Annotated in this window: 9 protein-coding genes and 1 pseudogene; 6 read left to right on the top strand and 4 right to left on the bottom strand. The window is 61.0% G+C overall.

Annotated elements, in window-relative coordinates; genetic code table 11:
• Nucleotides 1-297: 297 nt before the first annotated feature.
• The gene (gene psbH, locus NW857_RS08535) at nucleotides 298-501 is read right to left on the bottom strand and encodes a photosystem II reaction center phosphoprotein PsbH (protein WP_414331336.1); all 204 of its coding nucleotides are present in this window, start codon (nucleotides 499-501) and stop codon (nucleotides 298-300) included.
• Between the two features lie 204 nt (nucleotides 502-705).
• On the opposite strand from psbH, the gene psbN reads away from it, so the two are divergent.
• Both psbN and dapF read left to right on the top strand, forming a co-directional pair.
• Nucleotides 706-837 (top strand): photosystem II reaction center protein PsbN, encoded by a 132-nt coding sequence (gene psbN / locus NW857_RS08530; RefSeq protein WP_011432995.1) that lies wholly within the window; start codon nucleotides 706-708, stop codon nucleotides 835-837.
• 26 nt (nucleotides 838-863) lie between these two features.
• Nucleotides 864-1,733: a diaminopimelate epimerase gene (dapF, locus tag NW857_RS08525; RefSeq protein ID WP_414334917.1), complete on the top strand. Its 870-nt coding sequence runs from the start codon at nucleotides 864-866 to the stop codon at nucleotides 1,731-1,733.
• Nucleotides 1,734-1,739: 6 nt separating this feature from the next.
• Here the strand turns inward: dapF and NW857_RS08520 are convergent, their stop codons facing one another.
• Nucleotides 1,740-2,384, bottom strand: coding sequence for a hypothetical protein (locus NW857_RS08520; RefSeq protein WP_414337030.1), 645 nt, complete (start codon nucleotides 2,382-2,384; stop codon nucleotides 1,740-1,742).
• Between the two features lie 113 nt (nucleotides 2,385-2,497).
• On the bottom strand, nucleotides 2,498-3,013 hold the full coding sequence (locus NW857_RS08515) for a hypothetical protein (protein ID WP_414334915.1): 516 nt from the start codon (nucleotides 3,011-3,013) through the stop codon (nucleotides 2,498-2,500).
• Nucleotides 3,014-3,278: 265 nt separating this feature from the next.
• On the opposite strand from NW857_RS08515, the gene pcrA reads away from it, so the two are divergent.
• The 3 genes from pcrA (at nucleotide 3,279) to NW857_RS08500 (ending at nucleotide 10,482) form a co-directional block, all read left to right on the top strand.
• Entirely contained in the window at nucleotides 3,279-5,624 is a 2,346-nt protein-coding gene (gene pcrA / locus NW857_RS08510; RefSeq protein ID WP_414368659.1) for a DNA helicase PcrA, read from the top strand.
• Nucleotides 5,625-6,042: 418 nt separating this feature from the next.
• On the top strand, nucleotides 6,043-7,260 hold the full coding sequence (locus NW857_RS08505) for an efflux RND transporter periplasmic adaptor subunit (protein ID WP_414368657.1): 1,218 nt from the start codon (nucleotides 6,043-6,045) through the stop codon (nucleotides 7,258-7,260).
• A gap of 24 nt (nucleotides 7,261-7,284) precedes the next feature.
• On the top strand, nucleotides 7,285-10,482 hold the full coding sequence (locus tag NW857_RS08500; RefSeq protein ID WP_414368655.1) for an efflux RND transporter permease subunit: 3,198 nt from the start codon (nucleotides 7,285-7,287) through the stop codon (nucleotides 10,480-10,482).
• A 226-nt stretch (nucleotides 10,483-10,708) separates the two neighbouring features.
• Here the strand turns inward: NW857_RS08500 and gndA are convergent, their stop codons facing one another.
• Nucleotides 10,709-12,118 carry an NADP-dependent phosphogluconate dehydrogenase gene (gndA, locus tag NW857_RS08495; protein ID WP_414337023.1) on the bottom strand — a complete coding sequence of 470 codons (1,410 nt, stop codon included), beginning with the start codon at nucleotides 12,116-12,118 and terminating at the stop codon, nucleotides 10,709-10,711.
• Nucleotides 12,119-12,369: 251 nt separating this feature from the next.
• Between gndA and NW857_RS08490 the strand changes: the two are divergent.
• A pseudogene (locus NW857_RS08490) lies at nucleotides 12,370-12,942 on the top strand (RNA-guided endonuclease TnpB family protein); the annotation flags it as partial.

Genomic DNA, 12,942 nt, shown 5'->3' with positions numbered 1-12,942 from the left:
CAAAGGGACTCATGAAGCATCTCCTGGCTTTTGGTTACAGGCAGGGGATACCTGGGTCTTCCCAGTCTACCCAAATCGAAACCCCTGCCCAGCGGCCAGGAGTCTGTTAGAAGCTGTCCGTCCTCGTTGTCGATAGCCAGGGGCTCCCCATCAAAGGCAGGGGAGCCTGTAGATAGAAGCAGCACTCAGGAGGAGAAGCTGGGGATCCGTCTGCTGAAAACTGGTGCCGGCTGGGACACAAAAACCTCTCGATACCGGCATTTTTTCAGAAACAGCGCCAACGGTAGCCAAAGGTGCTCAGAAGCTGAGGCTCTCCCAAGAGACGTTGATGTCTTCCAAGAGCAGCGACTTGTTGTAGATCTGCAGAATGATCAACAAAAAGACGGCGAACAGAGCCATGAAGACCGCCATCAGGGGCGTGGTGCCCCAGCCAGGGGCCACTTTGCCGTATTCCGAGTTGAGGGGACGCAGCAGATCGCCCAGTTTGGTACGAATGGCCATAGGTTCTCGCGATAGGTCAAAGACAGGACAGGATGGATTTATCAAGTTGGGAGTGATCAGGGCGGCGGAGCGCTGCTGCTCAGCACCGTCAAGACAGCCGCCCCCTAAAATCAGGCTATCAGAATCTGGCCGAACCCTTTTGTCTCAGGCAATGAATTGTAAACTTGTGTAATACTATAGTCGAATACCCTCAGGATCGAAGATATGGAGCCCACCTTTTCCCTGATTGTGGCGATCGCGGCAGTTACCATCTGCATCACCGCGTTTGCCATCTACACGGCCTTTGGCCCCCCTTCTAAGGACTTGCAGGATCCCTACGAGATGCACGAGGATTGAAGCCGGTTGTTTTGCGGTTCCGCTGCATGCCTGTTCGTTTGCCCTCCCGTCTCTCTTTCCACAAATACCAGGGGCTGGGGAACGACTTTATCTTGGTGGACAACCGCCACCAGCCGCAGCCCTGCCTGACGCCTGAGGAAGCCGTTGCCCTCTGCAACCGCCGCTTTGGCGTGGGGGCAGATGGGGTTATCTTTCTGCTGCCGGGGCAGGAGGGGGCCGACTTCAGCATGCGCCTGTTCAACAGCGACGGCTCGGAGCCGGAGATGTGCGGCAACGGGATCCGCTGCTTGGCCCGCTTTTTGCAGGATCTGGGGATCCCTGGCCGAGACGGTGCCTACCCGATCCACACCTTGGCGGGGCGGATCGTGCCGCGGGTGCAGCCAAATGGCCTGGTGACGGTGGACATGGGGATCCCTCGCCTCTTGGCCGGGCAAGTCCCCACCACTTTGGCCAAACCGGATGCCAAGGTGATTCGGCAACCGCTCCCGGTGGCCGGGCGGGAGTGGCCGGTGACGGCGGTGAGCATGGGCAACCCCCATTGTGTGGTCTTCTTGGAAGAAGAGGGATCCCTGGAGGAGCTGGACTTGGAAAGGGTAGGCCCCCTGTTTGAGCATCACCCAGCCTTTCCCGAGCGCACCAACACCGAATTTGTGCAGGTGCTCGGCCCCAACCGCCTGCGGCTGCGGGTTTGGGAGCGGGGGGCAGGGGCGACGCTGGCCTGTGGGACAGGCGCCTGTGCCGCCCTGGTGGCCGCCGTTTTGGAAGAGCGGGCCGAGCCCCAAGCCACGGTAGAGCTGCCGGGAGGCAATCTGGAGATTCGCTGGGATCCCGATACCCAACACGTATGGATGACCGGGCCAGCCCTGCCTGTTTTCAGCGGCACCACGGCCGAGTGAGAGATCTCAGGCTCCCAAGCCCAGCAAGAGAAAGGCCAGCAGGGCGAGGATCCCGCGGGCAAGGCTCCAGCCCTGCCGCCAGATCAGCGCCACCGCCAGGCCCAGCAAGACCAACCCCAGCCCCAGACCAAAGCGGAGAAACAGGGGGTGCACCCATTGGTTGAGGGAGCGTTTGAGCCAGGGGAAGAACACCCCCAAGGCGAAGGCCAGCCCCACCGGGATCCAGTCGATCCAACCCGTCTGCTCCCAGCCCCCCACCAGGTAGAAGCCGGCCAGGCAAAGGCCTAGGCAGAAAAACAGCACGCGCCTGCCGGGATAGTCTTGTCGGTAGCTGGAAGCAAGACTGCGGGGCTCCTTGGGGTGGGCCAAGACCAATGGCTCTACGGCGAAGCTTTCGCTCCACTCCGGTGCCTCATCCATTTGCCCGCGGCACCAGAGGTAAACGTTGACTTTTCGCAACCCCTGCAGCAGCGAGGCTTCCACGGCGTTGCGCACCACCTCCATCACCTGCAGGGTATCCACCACATCGCCGGGCAGCCGTTCCAGCAACACATTCAGCACCTGACCCTTCAGCTCCGCGCGGCCAAACAGCCGCAAATCGGCCAGCTTGTAGTCGAGGATTTGGTTTAAGGTCTTGAGCTGGCGACGCATGGGATCCCGGCACCAAGCCGTCTGACAGGTTTGCTCTCAAGTTTGCACATGACTTCGCTAGAACCAGTTTAGCGGTTGGGGAGGAAGCAACGGAAAAGCGGGATCCAGGGCAATCAAGTGCGCGTGCGAATGCACTGACGAATGCTGAGGTTGGACTGGTCCAGGTTGGCGAACCCGCCCAGGAGGGTGCCTTGGTTGTCCAAAAGCAGCAAGGCGGCCTGGCGGCGAAAATCGATCCCCGGCAGCACCTCGGCAGCCACCTCCTGCAGCCTCTGGATGGTTGCTCCCTCAAAATCGACGGAGACATAGACAAACGGAGAAACCAAGCGCGGATCCGTGGGCGCGCTCTCGCGGATGGCCTGTAAAACCAGGTTTCGCACCAGCAACAGCCCTCTGCCATCGACCAACACGATCTGGCGCAGCCGAGGGTTTTGCCCAAACTCCAGGGCCAAGCTTTTGGAAAGAGCTTCCGCTTGGGAGCGGGTTTGGCTGTTGGTCAAGATCACGGCCTGAATGCCGTCGTACTGACTTAAGTCGAGCCGATCCCCGGAAACGCTTTCCAGCTTGAGGTCAAGAGAGGCTTGGGGGTTGCCGCTGCTGGGGCAGTTGCCGGCTTGAGCTGGAGCCAACGGGCCCGCGGAGAGGAGAGCAAAGGTAGCAACCCCCAAAGCGACCAGTCTTTTTGGAAAGCCAAGCGGGCAGCAATTAGGTGGGGCCCCGCAACTAAGCAAAACTCGTTTCATAGCAGCAAGTTCTGGGGTGAGCTGGCCAAATCTTAACCAATCTTCATCTTTAGCTTTGGCGCTCTAGAGTACCTTTTGGGCTTCCCAAGCCTGTTGGGTTGCCAGCCAGCCTGCGCCCATAATGGAAAGCAGTTTCTCGTTGGCGGCAGATATGACTTCTGGCTCCTTGTTGGATGGCCTCAATCCTTCTCAACGCCAAGCGGTGCAACACTTTTGCGGCCCTTTGCTGGTGGTGGCGGGGGCAGGTTCCGGCAAGACGCGCACCCTCGCCTATCGCATCGCCCACCTCATCCGCCACCATCGGGTGGATCCGGGGGAGATTTTGGCCGTGACCTTCACCAACAAGGCCGCCCGCGAAATGAAAGAGCGCATCGAGCAGCTCTTTGCCCAGCAGGAGGCCCAGGAGCAGTTTGGGATCCCCTTGGAGCAACTGGAGCCGGCCCAGGCGACGCGGCTGAAATCGGCGGTTTACCGCCGCTGGATTAAACCCCTTTGGATTGGTACGTTCCACAGCCTATTTGCCCAGATCCTGCGCCTGGAGATTGAAAAATACCAGGATCCCAAGGGACGCAAGTGGACTCGTAACTTCTCGATTTTCGATGAATCGGACGCCCAATCCCTGGTTAAAGAGATTGTAACTAAGCAACTCAACTTAGATGAGCGCAAGTTCGATCCAAGATCGGTGCGCTACGCCATTAGCAATGCCAAAAACCAGGGTTGGACTCCTCGCGATTTAGAGCGCCACCAGCCCAACTTCCGAGGCCGCATCCTCGCTCAGGTTTACGAGCTCTACGAAGATCAACTGGCGGCCAACAATGCCCTCGATTTCGACAACTTAATTTGGATCCCGGTGCAGCTTTTTCGTCAAAATGAGCAGGTCTTGGCCTACTGGCACCAGCACTTTCGGCACATCTTGGTGGACGAATACCAAGATACCAACCGCACCCAGTACGAGCTGATCCGGCTGCTGGCAACCAACGGCGAGACCCGCCGCTCCGAGTGGGACTGGACCAATCGCTCCCTCTTTGTGGTGGGCGATGCGGATCAAAGCATCTATCGCTTTCGGGGGGCTGATTTCACCATTTTGCTGGAGTTTCAAGAGACCTTTGGCGATGGCCTGCCGGACGACGATACCCGCACCCTGATCAAATTGGAAGAAAACTATCGCTCTACAGCTACTATTTTGCAGGCGGCCAATGCCCTCATCGAGAAAAACACCGAGCGCATCGACAAGGTTCTCCGGCCAACGCGCCATCAGGGCAGTTTTATCATCTGCCATCAGGCCGAAGATGAGATGGCCGAGGCTGAGTTTGTGGTCAACGCCATCCGACGATTACACGGCCAAAATCCCAACTCTTCCTGGGGAAATTTTGCCATTCTCTACCGCACCAACGCCCAATCTCGCCCCTTTGAAGAGGTTTTGCTGCGCTGGGGGATCCCTTACACGGTGGTGGGCGGGCTGCGATTTTACGATCGCAAAGAGATTAAGGATGTGCTGGCCTATTTGCGGGTTGTGCTCAACCCTGCCGATTCTTTTAGCCTGTTACGCATTATCAATGTGCCGCGGCGGGGTATCGGCAAATCGACTCTGGACAAGCTAACCGAAGCGGCGGCTGCCTTAAATGTACCCCTGTGGACTATCCTCAGCGACGAGGCTTCTGTCACCAACCTGGTGGGGCGTTCGGCCAAGCCGGTTCTTCAGTTTGCCGAGCTTATCCAGCATTGGCACAGACAGATGGCCCAGGTTTCGGCTGCCGCCCTCCTAGAGGGGCTGCTGCGGGATTGCGGCTATCTGGAAGATCTCAAGGCCCAGGGCACAGAAGAGGCCGAGGAAAGGATCGCCAACGTGATGGAACTCTACAACGCGGCCCGCCAATTTGAAGAAGAACAGGAGGATCCCAGCCTTGAGGCTTTCTTGAGCAATGTGTCTTTGGCTTCCGATTTGGACAACCTTCAGGAGGGAGCTGAGAAAGTTTCGTTAATGACGTTGCACGCTTCCAAAGGGCTGGAGTTCCCGGTGGTGTTTTTGGTGGGGTTGGAACAGGGCCTATTTCCCAATTTTCGCGCCCTGGAGGATCCCGCTGCTTTGGAAGAGGAACGGCGCCTCTGCTACGTGGGCATCACCCGCGCCCGCGAGCAATTGTTTCTCTGCCACGCCAGCGAGCGGCGGCTCTACGGCAACCGGGAACCAGCTATTCCCTCTCTATTTTTAAGCGAGCTGCCCCAAGAGCTAATCCAATGGGAGAGAGGCAGGGGGCTTTCGTTCTCCGCCGACAACGCGGCTGCGGCCACGCCCAAAGCAAAGGCTGCTCGCCGCCAAAGCCGTTCCTCCCAGTGGGCAGTTGGGGATCGCCTGCAACATCCCCAATTCGGACAGGGGCAAATTACCCACGTGTTCGGCAGCGGCGAACGGATCACCCTGGCGGTGAGGTTTCCCGCCATCGGCCAGCAGAAAATCTTGGATCCCCGCATCGCGCCCATTCAAAAGCTCAGCTAGCTAGCTGGGCCCGAAACCGCTTTGGAGATGGATGGCGTAGCGGTATGGGTCTCATCCTTTTTGTAGGTGCCTTCATCTCGCCCAGAACTTGCTTGGAATAGGGCGGGTTGGCAGGGATCCCTTTTGTCGTGTAGAAATGTGAAGGCTTGCTAGGGCAAGGCCCCTGAAAAGATCACAAGGCCGACCATCCGGGTTTGAACCCTTTCCCCAGGTGGGCAGTCTAGCCGGATGGGCCGTCGTTTTTGGGTTGTGAGGCGGGCTTGTTCTCTTCGAGGGCAGTTACAGCGGGCAAGCGAGTGGTAGGTGGCTGATGCGCTGCAGCAAAAGGGGAGCTGGGCTACTCATCCTGCCGGCAGGACAGAGCTCCGGCTCGGCAAGGCAACTCCCTCTAGCTTTTGCCTTCGCTCTGGCGTTGCTTGTGGGCGTTCCCGGCTCTGTCGCCTATACCCAGATGGTTTGGGCCCAGCGTCCGGTGGAAGGCGGCGGCCAAGGTAGGGCGCCGCGCCCTGTCTCGGTGGATGTGGCCACAGCCCAGGTGGGATCCCTGGGGGCCGACTTGCGCTACACCGGCACCACCCAGCCCCTGCGGCAGGCGACGCTGCGCACCCGGATCGAGGGGCTGTTGCTACAGCTAGCGGTGGATGTCGGGGATCCGGTGCAAGCGGGGCAACTGCTGGGTCAGTTGGATCCCACCCTGCTGCAGGCGGCTCTGCTGCAGGCCCAATCGCAACTGGCGGCGCAGGAATCTCAGGTGGCCCAGGCGCAGGCGCAACTGAGCAATGCCCGCACCCAAGTGGAGCAGGCCCGCCTGAACCTTTTGCAACTGGAGGCCGATGCCGAACGCCTAGGACAACTGGCGCAAAAGGGAGCTGTTTCCGCCCAACAGGCGGAACAAGCCCGCACCGCCGCCCGCACGGCTGCTCAGGCCTTGCGCTCGGCAGAGGAACAGGTACGTGTCCAAGAGCAAGCGGTGATCGCTGCCCAGCGCCAGGTGGACGCCCAGGGATCCCTGGTGGCCCAGGCCCAGGAGCGCCTTTCCTACACCCAACTGCGCTCGCCCCTGACGGGGGTGGTGCTCTCCCGGCAGGCGGATCCGGGCGCTTTTTTGAACGCGGGGGCAGACGTGCTGACGGTGGCCGATTTCAGCCAGGTGAGGGTGGAGTTTCCCCTTTCTGAATTGGAGCTGGCGCGGGTGCAGGTGGGCCAAGCCGTTCAGGTGGAATTGGACGCCTTTCCTGGCCAACGCTTCGCTGGACAAATTGCCCGCATCTCCCCGGCTGCCGATCCCCAGGCCCGCCTGATCCCGGTTGAAGTGGTGATCCCCAACCCCGGCGGCCGCATCGGCAGTGGCTTGTTGGCCCGAGTGGAGCTGACAAGGCCGCAGGCGCAGCGGGTGATCGTGCCGGCCACAGCAATTCAACAGAGCGAGCCGGGTGCAGCCCTGGTCTTTGTGGTGGAGCGGCAGGGGGAAAGGGCGCGGGTGTTGGCCCGCCCGGTGCAACTGGGAGCACAGCGGGATGGCCAGGTGGAGATCGTGTCGGGATTGGAAGCTGGCGAGCCGTTTGTGGTGCGCAGCGCTGCCCCTTTGCAAGATGGGCAGGAAGTGCAGCTAAGTGTCCTCTCGGAACGATTCTAAACGTTTATCAAAGGAGCTACGCCCATGACCCCAGCCCCGAGCGGACTCAGCCTCAGCGGCCTGGCCATCCGCCGCCACATTGGCACCCTGATGCTGGCTTTGGCGGCGATCGTCATGGGCTTCTATTTCCTCACCCGCCTGCCGGTGGATCTGTTGCCCTCGATTGTCTATCCCCGCATTGGCGTGCGGGTGGAGCTGGCGGGAGTAACCCCAGAGGTGGCCGTCGAGGAGATTACCCGCCCTCTGGAAGACTCGCTTTCCACTGTGGAAGGGGTGGAACAGATCTATTCCACCACCCGCGAAGGGCAAGTCCGGGTGGATCTCTTCTTTGCGCCGGGGGGCAACATCGATCAAGCCCTCAACGACACCACGGCGGCGGTGAACCGAGCCAGAGGACGGCTGCCGGATGGGGTTTCGGCTCCCACGGTGTTTAAGTTTGACCCTTCCCAGTTGCCCGTTTATGAGTTTGCCCTGAACGCGCCCGGGCTGACGGATGTGGAGCTGCGCCGCTTTGCCGAGGAAGAGTTGGCCCGCGAGTTGGGCGTGGTGCCGGGGGTGGCCACGGTGGATGTGGCCGGGGGCACTCTCGAAGAGGTGCAGGTGGATCTGGATGTGGAGCGGCTGCAGGCATTGGGGCTGGGCCTGACGGATGTGCTCGGCCAACTGCAGGCCCGCAACCAGGATCTTGCCGGGGGACGGATCCGCGGCGAGCTAGTGGAGCCTTTGACGCGCACGATAGGCCGGTTCCGCAGCCCGGAAGATATTCAAGCGCTGCGCTTCAACACCCCCAGTGGAGGGACGGTGCGCCTAACAGACTTTGCCACGGTGGCCGTGCGCCCTGCTGCCGAGGGGGTGCGGGTGACCTTGAATGGAGAGCCAGCTGTGCGCCTGAGCATTCAAAAGCAGCCGGATGCCAACACCATCCGCGTGGTGGACGGGATCCGTCGCCGCCTGGAACAACTGCGGGCCGCCGGCCTCATTCCGCCGCAAGTAACCCTGATCCCCACCAGCGACGAGTCCCGCTTCATCCGCAGCTCGATTCAAAGTGTGGCTCTTGCCGGCTTGAGCGGGGCGGTGCTGGCCGGGCTGGCGGTGTTGCTGTTTTTGGGATCCCTGCGCCAAACCCTGATCGTGGTGACCGCCATTCCCCTGGCCACCCTGGCGGCAGTGCTGCTGATGGGCCTGTTCGGCCTTTCCATCAATATCATCAGCCTGGGAGGGCTGGCCCTGGGGGTGGGGATCGTGGTGGACAACGCCATCGTGATGTTGGAAAACATCGCCAAAGGAACAGAAGGGATCCCACGGCAGGACGCCCGTTGGTTTGGGCAGCGGGTGCTGGAGCAAGCGGAGCGCAGCAGCCGCCAGTTGGAATCGGCCCTGGTGGCCTCCACGGCCACCAACCTGGTGTCGGTGTTGCCCTTCTTGCTGGTGGGAGGTTTTGTTTCGCTGATTTTCAACGAGCTGATTTTGACCATCAGCTTTGCCGTGGCCGGATCCCTGGTGGTGGGCCTGACGGTGGTGCCGATGCTCACCTCTCGCCTGTTGACGATCCGCCGCAGCAGTGGGCTGCGCCACTGGGGCCCGATCCGCAGCTTTGGGCGGGGGATCCTGGGTGGCACCTATGCCTATCGACGGCTGCTGAGCCGCTTGTTGCGGCGACCGGCGCTGCCTATCCTGCTGGCTTTTCTCCTCCTGGGCGGGGGCAGCTATTGGATGGCCGGGCAACTGAACCAAGAGCTTCTGCCCCGCATCGCCACCGGGCAGGTGAACCTGTCTGCCAACTTTGCCCCCGGCACCACTCTGGAGACCAACCACCGCATCATGCAGGCGGTGGATCGCCTTTTGCTAGAGCAACCTGAGGTGGAGTATGCGTTCACCACGGCAGGTGGATCCGCCTTTGGGGGCAGCACTGTTGAGAACCCCCTGCGGGGCACCAGCACCATCACCCTCAAGCCCGGCACCGACGTGGGACGTTTCGTGGATCGGGTGAACGGGTTGATAGGCCAACTGAACTTGGTGGGATCCCGCATCCGCGTGTTTCCGGGCAGCGTCCGCGGCCTTTCCGCCCGCAATTCTGCCGTCAATGCCGAAGTGGACGTGGTGCTCCAAGGGGAGGCCACTCAGGCGCTTCAAGAGGCTAGCCGCAGGGTGTTGCGGGCCTTGGACGAGCAGGCTACCCTCTCCACCTTCCGCCCTGATGCCGACGATAGCCAGCCGGAGCTCCAGATTTGGCCGGATTGGGAGCGGGCCGCTCCCCTGCGCCTCAGCCTTCAGGACATAGGCCGGGTGGTGCAGACGGCGGTGCAGGGATCCGTGCCCATCCAATTGCAGCAGGGCAGCCGCCTTCTGGATGTGCGGGTTCGCCTGGCCACGCCCATCACCCAGCCTTCGCAACTGGAGCGCCTGCCCTTGGCTGTGCAGAATGGCCAGCCGCTGCGCTTGGGGGATGTGGCCAGGTTGCAGATGGGGGAGGCCCCCGGGGAAATTCGCCGCCTCAACCAACGGCAGGTGGTCATTTTGAACGGCAGCCTCAGGGCCGGAGCCAACCAGAGCGCTGCTGTCGCCGAGGTGGATGAGATCCTGTCGGGCCTGGAACTGCCTGCCGGCGTGACCCGCCTGCCCAGCGTGGCCTTGGAAAACAACCGGGAGCTGCGCAACAACCTGCTGCTGCTGGGATCCCTGGCAGCTTTTTTGGTGTTTGTGGTGATGGCGGTGCAGTATAACTCCCTCCTCGACCCGCTGGTGATCATGCTGACGGTGCCTTTGGCCCTCTCCGGCGGCATCCTGGGCCTGTTCCTCACCCGCACGGCAGTGGGGGCTACGGTGCTGGTGGGGGCGGTGCTGCTGGTGGGCATTGTGGTCAACAACGCCATCTTGATGGTGGAGCTGGCCAACCAAATTCGAGAGGAACAGGGCTTGGATTATCGCAGCGCCATGCTAGAGGCTGCCCCGCAGCGGCTGCGCCCGATCCTGATGACCACAGTGACGACGGTGCTGGGCCTGTTCCCCTTGGCGTTGGGCTGGGGAGAGGGATCCGAGCTGCTGCAACCGCTGGGGGTTGTGGTTTTTTCCGGCCTTTCTTTGGCGACGCCGCTGACCTTGGTGGTGATCCCTTGCTTCTACGTGCTGCTGCATAGAGGGGGAAGCAAAACCTCAACTCCCCCTTTTCCCAAGCTGGCGGTTGTCCCACCCGCGGCTTTGTCCGAGACTGCTGGTCAGTAGCTGGGATTGGCACTGTTAATCGCCGCTTGGAGATGTTTCGCAGCGAGGGATCCCTGGGGGCACCCACTGCTTTGCCGGTGGCCAAGGGGATTACGCCCTGCGCCTCGCCTTCAGCTACCAACCGGAAGAGCGCATCCTCAGCAGCATCCAGGTCATCGGAGAACACCTGCACAAACTCATGGACCAACGCTGACAGATCCCAGGCCAGAGGGAGATCCCAAGACTTCTAGGGATTCCAGGCGTGGTGGAAAACCCCCGGCCTGTCGATGCGCTCAAAGGTGTGGGCCCCGAAGAAGTCCCGCTGGGCCTGGGTGAGGTTCTGGGGCAGGTCGGCGGTGCGGTAGCTGTCGTAGTAGGCCAAGGAGGCGCTGATGGCTGGGATCGGGATCCCCAGGGCTGCCGCCGTGGCCACCACCCGCCGCCAGGAGCCCTGTCGCTCCTGGATCGCCTGCTTGAACTCCTCATCCAAAAGTAGGTTCACCAGCTCTGGATCCCGTTTGTAGGCTGATTGGATCTCGCCCAGAAAGCGGGCGCGGATGATACAGCCCCCTTTCCAAATCCGCGGGATCTCGCTGAAGGTATAGACATAGCCGTGGGCAACGGTGGCTTGCCTGAGCAGCGCCATCCCCTGGGCATAGGAACAGATCTTGGAACAATAGAGGGCGGCACGCAGATCTTCAAGGAAGCAGTCGGGATCCCCTTCAAAAGTTGCATCGGGCCCTTTCAACTGAGCAGAGGCAGCCACCCGCTCCTCTTTCAGCGACGAGAGGATGCGAGCTTGCACCGCCGCTTCGATGGTGGGCACCGGCACCCCCAAATCCAGGGCATCCTTGACCGTCCACAAGCCCGTCCCCTTCTGCCCCGCCTTGTCCAAAATCAGATCCACCAGCGGCTTGCCCGTCTCCGGATCCAGCGTTCCCAAAATCTTGGCGGTAATCTCAATCAAAAACGACTCCAGCTCCGTCTCGTTCCAGGCCTGAAAAATCTCCTGCATCTGCGAGGCCGTCAGCTTCAAGCCCCGGCGCATCAAGTCATAGACCTCGGCGATCAGTTGCATATCGCCATATTCGATGCCGTTGTGCACCATCTTCACGTAGTGCCCACCCCCTTTGGGCCCCAGGTAGGTAACGCAGGGGCCATCCGCCACTTGAGCGGCAATTTTGCTCAGGATGGGCTCCAGTTGGCGATAGGCTTCCGGGCTGCAGCCGGGCATGAGGCTGGGGCCGTTGAGGGCGCCCTCTTCGCCGCCGCTCACCCCCATGCCGACAAAGTGGATCCCGGTGGACTCCAGAGCCTCGGCGCGGCGATCCGTATCGGTGTAGAGGGAGTTGCCGCCATCGATGAGGATGTCTCCCGGCTCCAGCAGCGGCTTCAGCTCGTCGATCACCGCGTCTACCGGCGGGCCCGCCTTGACCATGATCAGGATTTTGCGGGGCCGCTCCATCATCTGCACCAATTCCGGCAGGCTGTAGGCAGGGGTGACCTGTTTGCCTCGGGCTCGCTCCCGCATGAACTGGTCGGTTTTGGAGCCGGTGCGGTTGTAGACGGCAACCGGAAAGCCGTTGCGCTCGACGTTGAGGGCCAGGTTTTCCCCCATCACCGCCAGGCCGATCACCGCAAAGCTAGGCTTGCTCATGGTTGGGGCACTATCGACACCTCACCCAATCTAGAGGTCGATCCGACCAACCGGGCTCAGGGATCCTGTTTTCTTCACTTTTGCCGGAGTGTAGGCTCAAGGACTCTCCGGATTTCCCATCCTTGCAGAGGAAGCACGTTCGAGATAGCTGCTGCCTCTGTGGCAACTGGATCAGCTAGAAACCACAGGAGCCCCGCCCTGTACCCGTAGGGTCAGGATCGAGAGGAATGCGGATGACGGATAATCGTGACATGACCCAAGTCCTGACTATCTCCTGCAAGCTCAAGGTATCTGCTTCGCAAGCCGTGAAGCTAGAGGCAACCTTGTCTGCTTTTGCACAAGCACTCCTCGCGCCAGCGGGCCGTAGGCCTTACTGGGTCAACCAAAACACACCAGAGAAGGTGGTCAACCCAGTCAAGCTTCAATCGCTCTGCCACCGCGCAATTCATACCCGCTTTGGGCTCTCCAGCAATAAGGACTCCGTCCCGCTAGCGCGAGTGGCACAACAGGTGTGCAGAAAGTTGGCCGCTGCCCGCAAGGTTGCCCAGCAAAAGAACCGTCCGGTCAAAGCGTTCAAGTCTGGCTTTGTTACCTACGATGCCAGCATCTTCTCTTTCCGGGAGAAGGACTGGACGGTGTCGCTGACCACCGTTGAGGGACGCGAACGTTTTGAGCTGGATATAGGTAACTACCAGCGCGGGATGCTGGCGGGTTCTCATCCCAAATCGGCCACGCTCATCAAGCGCAAAGACGGTTCCTACTCCATTCAAATTTGCGTGGAGTCTGAGGTGCCGGAGCCACAAGACACCACCAAGGCAATTGGC

The organism is Synechococcus sp. H55.9 (genome assembly GCF_047462355.1).
Taxonomy (GTDB): domain Bacteria; phylum Cyanobacteriota; class Cyanobacteriia; order Thermostichales; family Thermostichaceae; genus Thermostichus.
Note: the sequence above shows the minus strand (reverse complement) of the source record. Positions and strands in the feature narration are given on the sequence as shown.

Coding starts and splice junctions, on each gene's coding strand:
- NW857_RS08500 (WP_414368655.1), top strand. CDS start 7,285: ATGACCCCAGCCCCGAGCGGACTCAGCCTCAGCGGCCTGGCCATCCGC.
- psbH (WP_414331336.1), bottom strand. CDS start 501: ATGGCCATTCGTACCAAACTGGGCGATCTGCTGCGTCCCCTCAACTCG.
- psbN (WP_011432995.1), top strand. CDS start 706: ATGGAGCCCACCTTTTCCCTGATTGTGGCGATCGCGGCAGTTACCATC.
- NW857_RS08520 (WP_414337030.1), bottom strand. CDS start 2,384: ATGCGTCGCCAGCTCAAGACCTTAAACCAAATCCTCGACTACAAGCTG.
- dapF (WP_414334917.1), top strand. CDS start 864: ATGCCTGTTCGTTTGCCCTCCCGTCTCTCTTTCCACAAATACCAGGGG.
- pcrA (WP_414368659.1), top strand. CDS start 3,279: ATGACTTCTGGCTCCTTGTTGGATGGCCTCAATCCTTCTCAACGCCAA.
- gndA (WP_414337023.1), bottom strand. CDS start 12,118: ATGAGCAAGCCTAGCTTTGCGGTGATCGGCCTGGCGGTGATGGGGGAA.